General features: G+C 65.4%; 15 protein-coding genes. 6 read left to right on the top strand and 9 right to left on the bottom strand.

The features are described 5' to 3' along the window. Positions 1-81: 81 nt before the first annotated feature. Genes G6N66_RS23020 through G6N66_RS23000 form a run of 5 tightly spaced genes read left to right on the top strand, consistent with a single transcriptional unit; the run spans position 82 to position 6,888 of the window. Positions 82-1,143 (top strand): amidohydrolase family protein, encoded by a 1,062-nt coding sequence (locus G6N66_RS23020; protein ID WP_179968368.1) that lies wholly within the window; start codon positions 82-84, stop codon positions 1,141-1,143. Then, positions 1,143-2,387 carry a M24 family metallopeptidase gene (locus tag G6N66_RS23015; RefSeq protein ID WP_085234624.1) on the top strand — a complete coding sequence of 415 codons (1,245 nt, stop codon included), beginning with the start codon at positions 1,143-1,145 and terminating at the stop codon, positions 2,385-2,387. Before G6N66_RS23020 ends, G6N66_RS23015 begins: the two co-directional genes overlap by 1 nt. Beyond that, positions 2,377-3,495: a M24 family metallopeptidase gene (locus G6N66_RS23010; RefSeq protein ID WP_085234623.1), complete on the top strand. Its 1,119-nt coding sequence runs from the start codon at positions 2,377-2,379 to the stop codon at positions 3,493-3,495. Before G6N66_RS23015 ends, G6N66_RS23010 begins: the two co-directional genes overlap by 11 nt. After that, positions 3,488-4,486, top strand: coding sequence for an enoyl-CoA hydratase/isomerase family protein (locus G6N66_RS23005; RefSeq protein WP_085234622.1), 999 nt, complete (start codon positions 3,488-3,490; stop codon positions 4,484-4,486). Before G6N66_RS23010 ends, G6N66_RS23005 begins: the two co-directional genes overlap by 8 nt. Further along, entirely contained in the window at positions 4,486-6,888 is a 2,403-nt protein-coding gene (locus G6N66_RS23000; protein WP_232079398.1) for a CaiB/BaiF CoA transferase family protein, read from the top strand. Before G6N66_RS23005 ends, G6N66_RS23000 begins: the two co-directional genes overlap by 1 nt. A 75-nt stretch (positions 6,889-6,963) precedes the next feature. Here the strand turns inward: G6N66_RS23000 and G6N66_RS22995 are convergent, their stop codons facing one another. The 4 genes from G6N66_RS22995 to G6N66_RS22980 form a co-directional block, all read right to left on the bottom strand. After that, positions 6,964-7,797 carry an SDR family NAD(P)-dependent oxidoreductase gene (locus G6N66_RS22995; protein ID WP_085234620.1) on the bottom strand — a complete coding sequence of 278 codons (834 nt, stop codon included), beginning with the start codon at positions 7,795-7,797 and terminating at the stop codon, positions 6,964-6,966. 11 nt (positions 7,798-7,808) lie between these two features. Continuing rightward, positions 7,809-8,648 carry a mycofactocin-coupled SDR family oxidoreductase gene (locus G6N66_RS22990; protein WP_085234619.1) on the bottom strand — a complete coding sequence of 280 codons (840 nt, stop codon included), beginning with the start codon at positions 8,646-8,648 and terminating at the stop codon, positions 7,809-7,811. A gap of 34 nt (positions 8,649-8,682) precedes the next feature. Next, positions 8,683-9,885, bottom strand: coding sequence for a cytochrome P450 (locus tag G6N66_RS22985; protein WP_085234618.1), 1,203 nt, complete (start codon positions 9,883-9,885; stop codon positions 8,683-8,685). A gap of 120 nt (positions 9,886-10,005) precedes the next feature. After that, positions 10,006-10,665: a TetR/AcrR family transcriptional regulator gene (locus tag G6N66_RS22980; protein ID WP_085234617.1), complete on the bottom strand. Its 660-nt coding sequence runs from the start codon at positions 10,663-10,665 to the stop codon at positions 10,006-10,008. Between the two features lie 266 nt (positions 10,666-10,931). Between G6N66_RS22980 and G6N66_RS22975 the strand changes: the two genes are divergently transcribed. Then, the gene (locus G6N66_RS22975; RefSeq protein ID WP_085234616.1) at positions 10,932-12,122 is read left to right on the top strand and encodes an acyl-CoA dehydrogenase family protein; all 1,191 of its coding nucleotides are present in this window, start codon (positions 10,932-10,934) and stop codon (positions 12,120-12,122) included. Positions 12,123-12,149: 27 nt separating this feature from the next. Here G6N66_RS22975 and G6N66_RS22970 read toward each other — a convergent pair whose 3' ends face one another. From G6N66_RS22970 to G6N66_RS22950, 5 genes are all read right to left on the bottom strand, one after another. Beyond that, on the bottom strand, positions 12,150-12,434 hold the full coding sequence (locus G6N66_RS22970) for a DUF4190 domain-containing protein (RefSeq protein WP_085234615.1): 285 nt from the start codon (positions 12,432-12,434) through the stop codon (positions 12,150-12,152). Between the two features lie 67 nt (positions 12,435-12,501). Further along, positions 12,502-13,281 carry an acyl-CoA dehydrogenase family protein gene (locus G6N66_RS22965; RefSeq protein ID WP_085234614.1) on the bottom strand — a complete coding sequence of 260 codons (780 nt, stop codon included), beginning with the start codon at positions 13,279-13,281 and terminating at the stop codon, positions 12,502-12,504. Positions 13,282-13,317: 36 nt separating this feature from the next. Beyond that, the gene (locus G6N66_RS22960; RefSeq protein ID WP_085234613.1) at positions 13,318-14,433 is read right to left on the bottom strand and encodes an acyl-CoA dehydrogenase family protein; all 1,116 of its coding nucleotides are present in this window, start codon (positions 14,431-14,433) and stop codon (positions 13,318-13,320) included. Positions 14,434-14,443: 10 nt separating this feature from the next. Beyond that, on the bottom strand, positions 14,444-14,866 hold the full coding sequence (locus G6N66_RS22955; RefSeq protein WP_085234612.1) for a nuclear transport factor 2 family protein: 423 nt from the start codon (positions 14,864-14,866) through the stop codon (positions 14,444-14,446). Next, the gene (locus G6N66_RS22950; RefSeq protein ID WP_085234611.1) at positions 14,850-16,064 is read right to left on the bottom strand and encodes a metal-dependent hydrolase family protein; all 1,215 of its coding nucleotides are present in this window, start codon (positions 16,062-16,064) and stop codon (positions 14,850-14,852) included. The genes G6N66_RS22955 and G6N66_RS22950 overlap by 17 nt, the downstream gene beginning before the upstream one ends.

Raw genomic sequence — 16,064 nt, 5'->3', positions numbered from 1 at the left:
TACCCGCCCGGCGGTTACGGTGCGCCCAAGGATCGCCGCGGTCACGCGCAGGGCGCCGATGTGGGCCTTCCCGCCGGGACTGTGGTCTTCTCGGCCGATAACCACATCTCGCTGGCCGACGACATCTTCTACGACCGCTTCCCCGACGACCTGAAGGAAAAGGCACCCCGCATCTGGTACGAGGAGGGCGCGTACCAGGTCGGCCGCAAGGGGCAGTCGTTCCTGCCGGGCGACTTCAGCGCGGTGCTGATGCAGTACGACGACCTGCCCGGCGCGGCAAGCACCAACATCGAGGCCCGGATCCAGGAGCTGCGCGAGGATGGGGTCGAAAAGGAGCTGGCCTTCCCCAACGCGGTGCTGGCGCTGTTCCACTACCCGGACAAGAAACTTCGCGAACTTGCGTTCCGCATCTACAACGAGTACATCGCAGAGCTGCAGGAGCGTTCCAAGGGTCACTTCTACGCCGCCGGATTGATCAACTGGTGGGATCCCAAGGGCACCCGCGAGACCCTGGCCGAGCTGAAATCGTTGGGGCTCAAGACCTTCCTGATGCCGCTGAATCCCGGCAAGGACGACGACGGCAACCCGATCGACTACTCCAGCACGGCAATGAGGCCGGTCTTCGACGAGATCGAGGCCTCGGGTGTCCCGATCACCCACCACATCGGGGAGACACCGCCGAAGAGCCCGTGCGAGTTCAACCAGGTCGTCGTCGGCATGATGATCAACATCGACGGATTCCGGGAGACGTTCTCCAAGTACATCTTTGGCGGCATCCTCGACGACCACCCCTCGCTGCGCATCGGCTGGTTCGAGGGCGGCATCTCCTGGGTGCCATGGGCACTGCAGGACGCCGAGCACCTGGTCGGCTCCTACCAGCACATGTTCAACCGGCCGCTCCAACACGACGTCCGCTACTACTGGGACACGCACATGAGCGCATCGTTCATGGTCGACCCGCTGGGCCTGCAGCTGATCGACCAGATCGGGGTGGACAAGGTCATGTGGTCCAGCGACTACCCGCACAACGAAAGTACGTACGGCTACTCGGAAAAGTCGCTGAAGGCCGTGGTTGACGCCGTCGGACCGGCGAACGCCAAAAAGATCGTCAGTGACAACATCACGAACTTCCTGGGACTCTAGTGACGACGCTGGCACACCTGGGCACCAAAGCCGGTAACGGCCTGGTGATTCCCGAAACACCCGACCTGGCCCGAATGCGGGCCGCGACCGGTGCACGGCTGCGCGCGGCGATGGCCGAACGCGGCGTCGACGCGATGGTTCTGCTGGGCAACAATGCGGTGGTCTACGCGACCGGAGCGAGTTGGCCCCTCGGCGACGCCGGGCTGTCCTACGTCGAACGCCCGGTGGCGGTGGTGCTCGCCGACGACGACTGGCCCCACCTGTTCCTGCCGTTTCGTGAAGGGGCTTCGCATGAAGCCGACCTGCCCGCGGATCACCTGCATGGGCCGGTCTATCTCGAATTCGAGGAAAGCGTAGCCGATTTCGCTCGCGTCCTAACCGATCTGATTCCAGCCGGATCGGTGGTCGCGGTGGACGAGGTGACCGGCGCCATGTCCCGCGCCGGAAAGTCGTTGTTTCCCAACGGTGTTCCCGTGGACGCCGGGGCCATCGTCGGCGCGGCCAAATCGGTCAAGACACCCGACGAATTATCCTGCATGCGCACCGCGATCCGGATCACCGACGAGGCGATGGTCGAGGTGCACAAGCGCCTGGCCCCCGGGATACGCCAGACGGATTTGTCGGCAAGCTTTTTGCGCCGAGCCTTCGAGCTGGGGGCCACCGCAAGCATGCTCGAACCGATCTGGCAGGTGATGCCGCCGAGCAGGGCCGAGGGCGTGTGGACCACGCACGGCGACCTGGCGCTGCCACTGCTCAGCACCGAGCGCGAGCTGGCCGAGGGTGACGTGTTGTGGACCGACGTCAGCATCACCTACCAGGGCTACTGCTCCGATTTCGGGCGCACCTGGATCGTCGGGCGGGACCCGTCGGCACGCCAGCAGGCGCAGTTCGACAAATGGTTCGCCATCATGTCCGCCGTCCTGGATGTCGCGAAGGCCGGGGCCACCGCGGCGGACTTGGGCAGGGCGGCGATCAAAGCCAATGGTGGTAGCAAGCCGTGGCTGCCGCACTTCTACCTGGGACACGGTATCGGTGTCAACGCCGCCGAAATGCCCATGATCGGAACCGATCTGGGGCAGGAGTTCGACGAGAATTTCGTTCTGGAATCCGGGATGGTGCTAGTTCTGGAGCCGGTGGTGTGGGAAGACGGCACCGGCGGCTACCGCAGCGAAGAGGTCCTGGTAATCACCGAGGAAGGCTGGATCCGCTTGACCGACTACCCCTATGACCCCTATGGCGACTGAAGTCCTCCCCGACGAGCGCACGCTCCGTTCGGGCCGCCGCCAACGCGCGCTGGAGCAGATGGCCGCCCACGACCTCGATGTCCTTGTGCTGGGGCGGCAAGCCAACGTCCGCTATGTGACGGGTGCGCAGCAGCTGTGGGTTGCCGGGACGCGACCATTCGGCCCGACCTGCGTGCTGGTCCGTGAGACCGGTGCGATACATCTGCTCAGCACTTGGGACGAAGGTGTGCCCGAGGACATTCCGCACGAGCAGCTGTATGGGATCTCGTGGAATCCGCTCAACACCATGGCCAACTTGCAACGCATCGACGGCGCGGCCACCGCCCGACGCGTCGGAACCGACGCGTTGTCACCGGTTTTCGCGCAGCTGCTGCCGACGGTGTTCCCGAATGCCGAATTGGTGGACGGCGAACTGGCGATGCGCGCGGCCCGGCGCATCAAGACTGATGAGGAACTGGCCGCGCTGCGCGAATCGATAAGGGTGGCCGAGTCCGCGCTGGCGGTGGCGGTGTCCGAGTTGCGGCCGGGGGTTACCGAACAGGCGCTGGCCGGGGCGCTGTTGGAGGCCTCGGCGGCCGGCGGGGTGTGCACCCCGTCGAATCAGGATGTCGCATGGGTGACGTCACGCGAGCATCCGTGGCGACACGCCAACGGTGACGGCCGGATTCAGGACGGCGACCTGGTGGCGTTCTCTGCCGGAGTGCTGGCCGGTGGCTACGTCGGTGAGGTTGGACGAACCTGGCCCGCGGACAAGAAGCACGGTTCCGCGGCGCTGTACCAGCGCTGGGAACGCGTGTGGGAGAAGCTGATTGCCGCGTGCCGGCCCGGTGCGCAGGCGGCCGAATTGCTAGGCGCCTACCAGGCGGCCGGCGAGTCGGCGCCACCGATGCCGGTCGCACGTGGGCTGGGCATGGGTTTCGACCCACCGGTCATCTCCAAGCACCTCCCCGCGACCGCGGCGGAGGAGCGCTTGGAGCCCGGCATGGTGCTCGCGGTGACGGGCTATGTGTGGGAACAGGGAGTCGGAGCGGTGTTCGGGCGAGAGGCGGTCCTGATTACCGGGGACGGTCCCGAGGTGCTGACCTCGAGCCCGTTCTGGCATGCCTAGCGCCGGTATGTCGGAGCCGCCGGCGGAAGAGATCATCCGCTACGACAAGGACGCTAAGACCCGCATTGCCACCATCACGTTCGAGCGGCCGGACTACCTCAACGCGCCGACGATCGCCGCGCGTCTGCGTTACGCAGATCTGTTGCACCGGGCCGGTATCGACGACGACGTCAAGGTGTTGGTGGTCCGCGGGGCCGGTGATGACCTGGGCTCGGGCGCGGACCTCACCGAGGCCATGCGGGTGCGGGATGCGGCGGACCAACGTGCGCGGCTCGCCGAATTCAGGATCGGCGACTCGCCCGAATTGGGGGAGGTGAACTATCCCCCCGAGGGTTCGTTCCGCAGCGGCGCCACCCTCGGCCAGTGGTATGCCAATCCGAACTCGGGCATACGCGGCCTTCAGGACTTCAAAAAGATCAGCATCCTCGAGGCCAAGGGGTATTGCTACGGCTGGCACTTCTACCAAGCCGCCGACGCCGACCTGGTGATCGCCAGCGATGATGCGCTCTTCGGTCACCCGTCGTTTCGCTACTACGGCTGGGGCCCCCGCATGTGGTGGTGGGCGCAGACCATGGGCATCCGGAAGTTTCAGGAAATGGTCTTCACCGGAAGGGCTTTCACCGCCGCCGAGATGTACGACTGCAACTTTCTCAACAGCGTCGTGCCCAGGGATCAGCTCGAGACAGAGGTGCAGAAGTACGCGCTGGCCTGCGCGCGCAATCGTCCCACCGACACCGTGTTCATGCAGAAAGTCTTCTTCGAAATCATGAAGCAGTTTCAGGGTGAGTATCTGGGCAGCATGCTCACCGGTGTTTTCGAGTCGCTGGGAAGCACCGTCCGACCGGATGCCAGTGACGAGCTGACGCTCGCCGACGCGATGGAACGCGGTCTGGGCGACGCGGTCAAAGACAACGACGACAAGTTCCCGCCGGAATGGCGCCTGAGCAAGAAGGCGCGCAAGAAGAACGCCAAGAAAAAGGGCAAGCACTAGTGGTCGAGCCGCCCCTGACCGGCTACACGGTGGTCGACCTGTCCACCGGCATAGCGGGCGCCTATTGCACCAAGTTGCTGGCCGACGGCGGTGCCGATGTCATCAAATTCGAGCCGCCAGAAGGTGATCCGCTGCGTTCATGGTCGGCCTCGGGTGCCGCCATCCCGGCCGGCAGCGACGGGGCGCTGTTCAGCTTTCTGGCGAGCTCAAAACACAGCGTAGTCGTCGAGTTAAGCAAGGACGACGACGTCGAGCTGGTCAACCGCCTCTTGGCGTCCGCCGACGCGGCGGTGTGGTCGCCGGGGTCGAACGTGGCCGAAAACCCAAGTTTCACACCCGAAGCGATCCACCGGCGCCATCCGCAGCTCACGGTCACCTCGATCACGCCGTTCGGGCTGTACGGTCCGTGGCGGGACCGCGCCGCGACCGAATTCACGCTGCAGGCGTGGTCGGGAGGAATCATCGGGCTTGGCCGCGGCGATCCCGAGCGCGCGCCGGTCTTCGTCGGCGGCCGGGTCGGCGAGTATTTCGCCGGAGCCTATGCCAGTGCGGTCACGCTGGCCTCGCGCTACCGGCAAATCGGCGGCGGGGCAGGCGAACTGCTGGACCTGTCGATGTTGGAAACCCAAATCTTGGGCCTGACGTATTACCCCGTCAGTTACTTCGAGGTACTCGGGCGGCCATGGCGGGATGCCCGTCGGCTGACCATACCCGGAATAGCCCAAGCCAAAGATGGCCTGGTGGATGTCGGATGCGGCACCGCGCAGCAGTGGTTCGACCTGTGTGCGATGGTCGGTCACCCGGAGTGGATCGACGAGGAGTCGCCGCTGACGATCACCGAGCAGGCCAACGTGCACGCCGACGAAATATACGCGTGGGTGGCCGATAACTCGGTCGACGATATCCGTGAGCTTGCAACGGCTTTCCGGATACCCAACGCGCCGGTGGGCAATGGCGCCAACATTGCGACGCTGGATCATTTCGTCGAGCGCAAATCGTTTGTCCGCAACCCGCGCGACGGGTTCCAGCAGCCGGGCCATCCGTACCGCATGCGGCCGGCTCGTCTGCGGCCGCCCCAGCCGCCGCCGGGGTTAGGTGAGCACACCGAACAGTACCGGGCCGCCAGCCTGATCCCCAGGCCGGCGCCGAACGATACCGCAAAGCGGTTGCCGTTCACCGGCCTTCGCGTGGTGGACATGACGACATTCTGGGCCGGTCCGTGCTGCACTCACCTGCTGGCCATGCTCGGAGCCGAGGTCATCCACGTCGAATCCACCCGCCGCCCCGACGGCACCCGCCTGATCGCCGGCGTGCCGATCACCGAGAATCAGTGGTGGGAGAAGTCGCCGATCTTCATGGCGCTGAACACCAACAAGAAGGGCCTGACGCTGGATTTGCAAAGCTCGCGCGGGCGAGAGCTTTTGCGCAAGCTCATCACGACCAGCGATGTGATCGTGGAAAACTTCACGCCGCGGGTCCTGGATCAGATCGGCCTGGATTTCGCTGCGGTGCAAGCGCTTCAGCCCAGCGCGGTTCTGATGCGAATGCCTGGGTTCGGTCTCGACGGACCGTGGCGCGACAACCCGGCGTTCGCCTATGTCATCGAAGCGGCGGCCGGACTGAGTTGGCTGACGGGCTATCCCGACCGACCGCCCTTCGAGCCGTATTCGATCGGTGATCCCAACGCGGGTGTGCACGCGCTCAACGCGCTGCTGCTGGCGCTTGAGCACCGGCGTCGCACCGGCGAGGGCGTGCTGGTCGAAGCGTCGATGGTCGATGCCGCGCTGAGCATCTCCGCCGAGCAGATCATCGAGCACTCGGCGTACGGGGCACTGCTGGAACGCGCGGGCAACCGCGGCCCCACCGCGGCCCCGCAAAACCTCTACCGCTGCGCCGACATCGACGAGTTCGGCCGGCTCGACAGCTGGGTTGCCATCGCGGTGGAAACCGACGCGCAATGGAGTGGCCTGTGCGAGGCGCTCGGATCACCCTCCTGGGCAACCGATCCCGCGCTGGCCGATGCGGCGGGGCGTCGGGTTCACCATCACGTGATCGATGACCAGCTGGCAGCCTGGTGTGAGCACCGCAGCGGTGATGACATCGTCAAGACGCTGTGGGAGGCCGATGTGCCGGTGGCGAAGGTGATGCAACCACATCGCCAGACGGAGCTGGATCAGCTGTCCTTCCGCGGCTTCTTCGAAGTCGTCGACCACCCGGTGCACGGCAAGGCCAACTTCAGCACCGTGGCGGCGCGGTTGTCCGGCGGCCCCGACACTTTTCACGCGCGACCCGCGCCGCTGCTGGGGGAGCACAACCACGAGGTGCTCACCGAGCTTGGCTTGTCCCCCGCAGAAATCGCCGACCTGGAGGCCGAGGGTGTCATCGGCCAGGTGCCCGGCTGAGCGAGGGTCGAGCGTGCGCAGTTGTACGCCGACGACGGCGCGTCGCCGTGCAGACGCGCACACTCGTCGATTCGGTTAGTGGCGCCAGCCCGCCGCGGCCTGCGCTTCGAACGCGCTCTCGATGCGTTCGAACCTGCGCCGGATCGAGGCACGGGCTGCCTCGTGCGGCAGCACGTACAGCCGGTTGGCTTCAATCGCGTCGGCCGTCAGACGGGCGACGTCGTCGACATTGAGGGTGTCGTCCTGCGCGGGGAGCCCACCGGGGGCAGCTAAGTCGGGCGTGGCGGACAACCCGTAGTCCGCGCCGCGGATCCGCTCGGAATTGGAAACCAACTTGGTCTCGACCACCATCGGGCAGAGCACCGATACCCCGATGCCGTTGTCCTTGACCTCCCGGGCCAGCGTCTCGGCCAAGCCGACGACGCCATATTTGGCAACGCAGTACGTTCCGAGGCCGGCGTTGGGCACCAGGCCGGCGAAGGACGCCGTAAAGGCGATGTGCCCGCCCGTGCCCTGCTCGAGCAGCCTGGGCAAAAATGCCTCGACGGCATGGATCGAGCCCCACAGGTCGATGTCGATGACCCAGCGCCAGTCGTCGTGCGTCATCTCCGCGAGCGGACCCGCGACGACGATGCCGGCGTTGCTGAAGACCACGTCGACCTGTCCGAGCACCCGGAACGCCTCGTCCGCGAGATGAGTCACCTCGTCGAGATGTCGCACATCGCACGACACGCCATGTGCCTCGAATCCGTCGGCATTGAGCCGCGCGACGGCCTGCTCCAAACCCGGTTTGTCGACGTCGGCGAGGACGAGTCTGGCGCCGCGGCGAGCAAACTCGGTGGCGGTGGCCAGCCCGATACCACTCGCACCGCCGGTGACGACCGCGCCTCGGTTTTGAAATCCGTCCATAGGACGGAACCCTATTTCAGGCAGCTACCCGCATCGACGGGCAGGGTGACGCCGGTGACATAGCGTGCTTCGTCGGAGGCGAAGAACAACACGGCGTTGCTGATGTCCTCGGCGTCGACCCACGGCACGGGCAGCGTGTGGAACATCTGGCAGATTGGGGCCATGTCCTCGGGGCCGGGGTTCTCCAGGTCCGGCCGGAACAGCTTCCAGGTGCCTTCGTTCATGATCATCCCGGTGCTGACGTGGGTGGGATGCACGGAGTTGACCCGAATGTTGTGCTGCCCCAGCTCGACAGCGAAGGAACGCATCAGGCCCACCACGCCGTGCTTGGCGGCGACATAGTTGCCGCAATGCGGGTAGGCCTTCAGCCCGCCGACGGAGCTGGTCAGGATGATCGAACCGCCGTTGCCGCCCTTAATGAGGTGTGGCACACCGGCTTTCACGGTCTTCCACACGCCGGACAAGTTGACGTCGATCATTTCCTGCCAGTCGTGCTCGCTGCACTGGTCCAGGGTGTCGCCGCCGTTGCCGATGCCGGCGTTGGCCACGATGATGTCCAGCCGCCCCAGTTCCTCAACGCCGGCGTCCACCGCGGCCTTCATCGCGTCGTAGTCGCGCACGTCGACCTCGGCGGTGTAGATCCGCCGGTTGAGGCCCTTGACCAGGTCGGCGGTCTCGGCGAGCTCCTCCGGCGTCGCCGGCGGGATGGGGGAGGTCTCCACCACCCGTTTGCAGACGTCGATCGCGATAATGTCGGCGCCTTCCTGGGCCAAACGCACGGCGTGGCTGCGCCCCTGACCGTGCGCCGCCCCGGTGATGAAAGCAACTTTGCCTTCGACGCGACCAGCCATGGTTTACCTCATTTCCTTGGGTTCCTCGGTTATCTCAGCCGACGATGGCCGGCATGGTCTCCCAACCCCGCACGGTGGACGTGGGGGAAAGCTTGGCCTCGGCAAGGTTGACGTCCCACTCGGGGAAGCGCTTCAGGATCTCCTCGAGCGCGATCCGGCCCTCCAGGCGCGCCAGCGCCGAACCGAGACAGTAATGGGTGCCGACACTGAACGTCAGATGTTGACGTACCTCGCGCCGGATATCGAAAACGTCGCCGTCCGGCGGGAATTGGCGGTGATCGCGATTCGCGGCACCGATCAGCATCATCATGACGCTGCCCTCGGGCACCCGCTGTCCGTAGTACTCGATGTCGCGGGTGACGTAGCGCGAAACATGCGGCGCCGGCGGCTCGAAGCGCAGCAACTCCTCGACGGCCGCCGGAATCAACGACGGGTCCTCGACCAGCGCGCGCCGCTGGTCCGGATGCTCGGCCAGGACCTTGCCGGCCCATCCGATCAGCCGCGTCGTGGTCTCATTGCCGGCGCCGGACACCACGCCGACATAGGTCAGCAGCTCATCACGGGTCAGCCTGCGCACGGTGCCGGTTTCGTCCTCGAACTCGACGTTGAGCAGCTCGGTCATGATGTCGTCGGAGGGATGCTCGGCGCGCCAGTCGATGTACTGGCCGAAGAAGTCTGGGCTTCCGACGTTATCCATCGAGGCCTTCATCGGCTTACCGGCCTCGGTGCGCAGCTGAGCGTTCGCGAAATCGCGTGCGGCTTCCTGATCTTCCTCGGGGACGCCCAGCAGCATGCCGATCACCCGCATCGGCATCTGCGCGCCGAGGTCGGCGACGAAGTCGAAACCGCCGGCGCCGATCAGCGGATCCAAACTGCGCGAACAGAATTCGCGGATCTTGGGCTCGAGCGCGTTGACCTTGCGTGGGGTGAACATCCGGGACAACAACTTGCGGTGGATGTCGTGGATTGGCGGATCCTCGAAAATGACCGTCCCGGGCGGGATGTCGATATTGGCCTTGATGATTTCCAGGATCGCGCCCCTGGCGGAGCTGAAGGTCTGATAGTCGACCAGCGCGTCATCGACGTCGGCGAACCGGCTCAGCGCATAAAAGTCGTGCTGCTCGTTGTAGTACAGCGGCGCTTTTTCGCGCAGCCGCCGAAACATCGGGTAGGGGTCGGCGATCAGGTCAACGTCATAGGGGTCGAAGTAGACATCGTTTGCCGCGCTGACTGTCACCGATTATCGCCTCCTCGCCGGAACCGCGTCGTGCCGGGGATTGTCATTCTGGATATTAGAGAATCTGATTCTCACAGGCAAACGCGGTGCGATAGTTGCTCGGCGCGGCGGGCGGCGGTCTCAGGCGGGCGTGCCGATGAATCCGCGTGAGCAGAAATCCCACACCTCATCAGCGGTGATGGGATGGACGGTGGCGTCGTCGGGGCCACCGCTGGACTGCGCGATGAACATGACCGTCTGCATCGTCATCGCGGCCATCCGCTTGGCGTTGACGCCCGCGCGCAACTCACCGGCGTCGCTGGCCGCTTCCATGAGCTCGGTCAGCAACGCCAGCAGGGGCGCATGGGCGACCTTGACCTCGGCTGGGTGCGTGACCAGCAAACGTGGCGCGAAGTCGGTGAAGAGCGGCCGTTTGGCGGTCGGGTCCGGACGTGACGACTCATAAAGCAGCTCCACGGCGACCTTGAGCCGCTGCAGCGGGTCGGATTGGCTTTCGGTGGCGGCGCGAATTTGGTCGGCGGAGCGGCTCAGGGCGTCTTCGAACAGCGCCAGCAGCAACTCATGCTTGCCGTCAAATTGCAGGTAGAAGCTCCGCAGTGACTGACGGGAGCGGTCCACGACCTCCTGGACGGTGAAGTCCGTGCTGCCCTTTTCGATGATGATGGCCTGCGCGGCATCGAGAAAGCGCTGAACGCGCTGCGCCGCCCGCAGTTTCGCGGTCTTGATGGACCGCTCGACCGCACGTTGCTTCCAGGCTGGCTCCTCGCTGGCGCTGGTCACCGGGGGCTCAGGGGATTGCCGCGGTTGGAGAACATGATTGGACTCTACCGGAGAACGCCGTGCCATCGTTGCGGTGAACCCCCTCACGGACGACGTGTTGGAGATTGTAACTTTCTAACGACGAGAATACTATTCTCTTACACGTTGGTATGGAAGCGAAATCGCAAGAGTAGAACGCGCCGTTCAGAGAACGCTAGAGAACCTCGAAATTCGTTATCTGCCGATGGTTCCAGCCGGAACTGACCGGAGAACCCTGGAGACTAGCTGTGCAGCTGACCTTTGACGCCGAGGTCGAGGCGTTCCGGACCGAGTTTGTGGCGTTCTTGGACGCGCACCTGCCCGCCTTCGTAACCGGCTCAGCTGAGACGTTGGAGCGGCCGCAGTCGAGTTCGCACATCCCGGAGTGGGCCAGGCGCTGGCAACGACTGCTATTCGATAGCGGCTGGCTGTTGCCCGGCAATCCGCCAGAGTTCGGTGGGCGTAACGCAACGTTGTTGCAGCAATACGTGTACGCCGAAGAGCTGGCCCGGCGGCGGATGTATCAGAGCTTCAATCCGCAGGGCGTGGGGATCATCGCCGCCTCGTTGCTGTCGTTTGGAACCCCGGCCCAAAAGCAGCGCTGGGCCGTGCCGATCCTGCGGGCCGAGATAACCGCATCGCTCGGCATGAGCGAACCGGGCGCGGGATCGGACCTGGCATCGCTGAAAACGCGGGCGGTACTTGACGGCGACCACTTCGTGGTCAACGGGCAGAAGGTGTGGACGTCCGGCGCCCACCACGCGGACGTGCTTTTGACGTTCGTACGCACGGACCCCGACGCGCCAAAGCACAAGGGAATCAGCGCATTACTCATCCCGACCGACACCCCAGGGGTGGTGCGCCGGCCGTTCGCGTCGGTGTCGGACCACGACGACGTGGACTTCAACGAAGTGTTTTTCACCGACGCGCGGGTGCCGGTCGAAAACCTGGTGGGCGAGTTGAACGCCGGATGGCGGGTGGCGACCGGGTCGTTGGGCCATGAACGCGCCATGTTGTGGATGGACTATGCCGACATGTTGCACGCGCTGACAGTCGAATTCACCCCGTCGGGCGCAGTGCAGCGCGACCACTACGAAACCCTGGTGATGGATCGTCACGCGATGCAACTGCTGGGCTCCGCGACCTTGGCCAAGGCCGCTCGCGGTGAGGAGGACGTGCCGGCGCAGTCGGTGCTCAAACTGCTTGGCTCCGAAGCAATGCAGCGCGCCTGCGAGGATGCGCTGAGTGCAAAAGGCCCCGAGGGCCTCGTGCTACATGCGGTGACCGCCCCATACGCACCGCTGAACCTGGACAGTCACTACAGCAGCTGGTTCGACCGGTACGTGCGCACCTTCGCGGCGACCATCGCCGGCGGGACCTCGGAGATCCAGCGCAACATCATCGCCGAACGAGTACTTGGGCTGCCGCGAAACCTGTAGCACGCGATGGGATTTGGCGGCAGACGTCTACTGGGTGTCTTTCCAGGCCCAGTATCCGATGGCCGCCAGCCCTGCCGCGATGGCCACCGCACCTAGCACCATCCCGGCGATCGCGGTCCGGGGATTGTCCGCTTGGCCGCGTTTGACCCGTCCCCGGCCGATATCCCCGGTAATGACCGCCGCGATGCCGAAGGGAACCCCGATCATCAACCAACAGGTCATGAGTGCGACCAGGCCCAGGAGCACCGAGGCGACGCCGAACTGGTTTTGCGGTGTGTCCGGGGTCTGCCGACGAGGATCCGGTCTGCTCATGTGTTTCGATGCTAGTCCGTCGCGAACGGGACGCCGTGATGTGTGTGTGCCAGCGCGTGTTAGCGCGTCAGAGTTGCGCCAGGCGTGGCGCATAGCCCTTGGCCCGCAATGTCACTCCAGCCTCGGCGATCAACTCTCGTGCGCTGCCGAGCAATCCGTCCAGGATCAACGATCGTTTGATGTGTCGGTGCAGCTGGTGTTCGGCGGTGAATCCGATTCCGCCCAGCACCTGCTGGCAGTGCCGCGCGGCGGTCAGTGCCGCCTGGCCGGCCGCGGCCTTGGCCAGCAGGCTGGCCAGCTCGTCCGCCTCGGTGTCGGCGGCCTCCAACGTTGCTTCGGCGCCTTCGATGGCGACGAGTGTTTCGGCCAACCGATGTCGGATCGCCTGAAACGAGCCGATGTGACGGCCGAATTGAACACGGTCCAGGGCGTGTTGGCGGGCCAGCGCGAGCATGGCCCGGCTCGCACCAACCAGCCACCACCCCAAGGCTTGTCGACCGGCGGCCAGCGCGGCCGGCGACAGCGGATCTCCTTCGCGCACAGGGTGTATCGGCAGCTCGCCGTCGATCGCCGATGTCGGTCCGTCACCGCGCTCCCAGGTCACCCAGGACCCGGCCGTGAACGGCAGTGGCGTCGTCAAGCCGGGCGGGCGCCCGCCAGCGCGCAGCACGACGTCGTTCAGCACCGGCGCGTGCGCACCGGTTTCTCCGAGCAGTCGAAATACCAAAGGAATTGCCACATCAGGGATTTCGTCGAGCATATCCAGCCAGCCGAGCTCGGATAGCGCCGCGTCGAGCTTGGCCCCCGAAGCCGCGCTCATCGTGGTGCGCAGCGAGTCGGCCAGCATGTGCAGTGACTCGGGATCTGGTGTTTCTGGCAAGACTCACTCCTTCCCGAGGTCGAGCAGCCGACGGGCGATGATGTTGCGCTGAATCTCGGCCGTCCCGCCGTAGATGGTCGCCGCGCGGGAATAGAGGTACTCGGAGCGCCAGGGTACGTCCTGGAGTTCGAGGGTTCCGGGCAGTAGGTCGCGGACGGTGTCGTAGAGCCGTTGCTCGGCACCGGCCAGCAAAACCTTGTCGACTGAGGTGTCGGGGCCGAGCCGGGCGCCGTCGCGCAACCGGTGCTGGGTGATCCGCGAACGGCAGCGCAGCGTGTGCAGGCCGAGATAGGCCTCGCCCAGCTCGTATTCGTCGTGGCCGTCGAACGCCGGAATGTCGGCGGTTTCCTTGATCAGTTCGTCGAATCGCGCATAGAGGTAGGCGATCCGCTGCCAAAAGCAGCTGGAGCGCTCATAGGGCAGCAGGTCCATCGCGAGTCGCCAGCCGTCGCCCGGCTTGCCGAGCATGCGGCTGGCCGGGATGACCACGTCGTCGTAGTAGACCTCGCAGAATTCGTCGACGCCGTGCATGGTGCGCAGCGGGCGAATCGTGATGCCCGGGCTGTCCAGGTCGACGAAGAACGCGGTGATGCCTTCATGGTTTGGCTGACCGGGCGCGGTGCGGGTGAGCAGCACGCAGCGCGTGGAGAACTGCGCGTAGCTGGTCCAGACCTTCTGCCCGTTGACGATCCAGTTGTCGCCGTCCTGGACCGCCCGGGTCGTCAACGATGCCAGGTCGCTACCGGAGCCGGGCTCGGAAAAGCCTTGGCACCATTGCTCCTCGCCGCGCAGCAGTCGCGGCACCATTTCGGCGGCGAGTTCGGGTGGGGCGTAATCGATCATCGTGGGTGTGAGTACCTCGAGCATCGAGTACGGCCCGGGCTCGGCAAGTCGCCGGCCGACCACTTCTTCGCCGACGATCGCGCGCAGCAGCGCCGGACCCCCCAAGCCGCCGACCTCGACGGGCCAGCCGTAGCGCATCCAGTCGGCGTCGTACAGGGCCCGGCTAACCCGAGCGAATTGCTGCATATGGCCCTGCAGCGAGTGGTCGGGTCCGGGCGTCAGGTCGTGCTCGTCGAGCCACGCGCGCAGACCGCTGCGGAACTCCTCGACATTCACGGCTTGGCTCTCAGGGCTGCGGGCGACCGATGGCGTGTGGGCGTCCGGAGTCGTGCACGCCGCTGCGACGGATGAACGTCATGGCCCGGGTCTTCAGCCGCCAGCCATCGGCGGTGCGCAGGTAGGTGTCGCGGTAATAGCCGATGCGCATGTCGTGGGTGGAACCGTCGATGAAGCACAACGGCTGGGTGCCGCTCGCCGAATCCCCGTCGATGTCGCCGATCAGAGCGGTCCCGGTGAGGAACAAGCCCTTTGGTGCCGCGGCCACCAGCTCGGGAAACCGGTCCAGGTTGTAGGTGGAACCGAAGGCGCTGTAGGTCCCGTCGGGCGTGAAGACTCCGATGAGGCCCTCGATGTCTTCTTGGGTGATGGTGACCGCGTAGCGAGCGAGAAGTTGCTGGATCTCGACCAGGTCCTCAGTTCTTGTTGGCATATACCTTGCCGCCTTTCATGACGAAGCCGACGTTCTGCGTAACGGTGATGTCGTCCAACGGGTTTCCCGGCACCGCGATGATATCGGCAAGCAAGCCCGGTGCCAGCCGGCCCCGGTCGGTCGAGTTGATCAGCTCGGCGGCGACAACCGTGGCCGCGCGCAGCACCGCCAACGGCGGCATGCCCCAGTCGACCAGGGTGACAAGCTCGTCGGCGTTGCGGCCGTGCGGTATCGCCGGCGCATCCGAGCCGACCGCGATCTTCACCCCGGCTTCGTAGGCGGCCTTGATCGATGTCTTCGCCTTCGGGAACATCTCGGCGGCCTTGTCCTGCAACTCCTTCGGAGCGCGGGACACGTCCATCGCCTCGGCGAGCCTGCGGGTGGTCACCAGGAACCGCTCGTTGTCGACGAGCATCTGGATGGCCTCGTCGTCCATCAGGAAGCCGTGTTCGATGCAGTCGATGCCGCAAGCGACCGCGTGCTTGACCGCTTCGGCTCCGTGCGTATGCGCGGCGACGCGCAGCCCGCGCCGGTGCGCCTCGTCGACAATCGCGCGCAATTCCTCATCCGAATAGTGTTGTGCGCCAGCCTCACCGGTCAACGACATCACGCCGCCGGAAACGCAGACCTTGATCAGTTCGGCGCCGTGCTTGATCTGGTATCGCACGGCCTTGCGGATCTCGTCGATTCCGTTGGCGATGCCCTCTTCGACGGTGAGCTCGAGCGCGCCCGGCATGAAGGCGGCGAACATCGTCGGGTCCAGGTGCCCGCCGGTGGGCGTGATCGCGTGACCGGCCGGAACGATTCGGGGCCCGTCGATCCATCCCGCGTCGATCGCCTTGCCAAGGGCGACGTCGAGCAGGTAGCCGCCGGTCTTGACGAACAGGCCCAGGTTGCGCACGGTGGTGAATCCCGCCCGCAGCGTGCGTCGGGCATTGCCGACCGCGCGCAGGACCCGCGTCGGTGGATCATCTTGAACTTGGGACAGCCCGGGCGTTTCGCCGCGCCCGCCCATCAGGAGGTTGACCTCCATGTCCATCAAGCCGGGCAGCAGGACTTGATCGCCCAGATCGATCAGCTCGCCTTCGGGTTCGCCCCCGAAACCGGCGATGCGGTCGCCCTCGATCTTCAGGATGCCGGGCGAAACGATGTCGCCGGTGTCGACGTCGAGCAGTCCGGCAGCCTTGAGCGTCAACAC

Source organism: Mycobacterium conspicuum (assembly GCF_010730195.1).
GTDB classification, from domain to species: Bacteria; Actinomycetota; Actinomycetes; order Mycobacteriales; family Mycobacteriaceae; genus Mycobacterium; species Mycobacterium conspicuum.
Note: the sequence above shows the minus strand (reverse complement) of the source record. Positions and strands in the feature narration are given on the sequence as shown.

Coding starts and splice junctions, on each gene's coding strand:
- G6N66_RS23010 (WP_085234623.1), top strand. CDS start 2,377: ATGGCGACTGAAGTCCTCCCCGACGAGCGCACGCTCCGTTCGGGCCGC.
- G6N66_RS23005 (WP_085234622.1), top strand. CDS start 3,488: ATGCCTAGCGCCGGTATGTCGGAGCCGCCGGCGGAAGAGATCATCCGC.
- G6N66_RS22995 (WP_085234620.1), bottom strand. CDS start 7,797: ATGGACGGATTTCAAAACCGAGGCGCGGTCGTCACCGGCGGTGCGAGT.
- G6N66_RS22990 (WP_085234619.1), bottom strand. CDS start 8,648: ATGGCTGGTCGCGTCGAAGGCAAAGTTGCTTTCATCACCGGGGCGGCG.
- G6N66_RS22970 (WP_085234615.1), bottom strand. CDS start 12,434: ATGAGCAGACCGGATCCTCGTCGGCAGACCCCGGACACACCGCAAAAC.
- G6N66_RS22965 (WP_085234614.1), bottom strand. CDS start 13,281: ATGCTGGCCGACTCGCTGCGCACCACGATGAGCGCGGCTTCGGGGGCC.
- G6N66_RS22955 (WP_085234612.1), bottom strand. CDS start 14,866: ATGCCAACAAGAACTGAGGACCTGGTCGAGATCCAGCAACTTCTCGCT.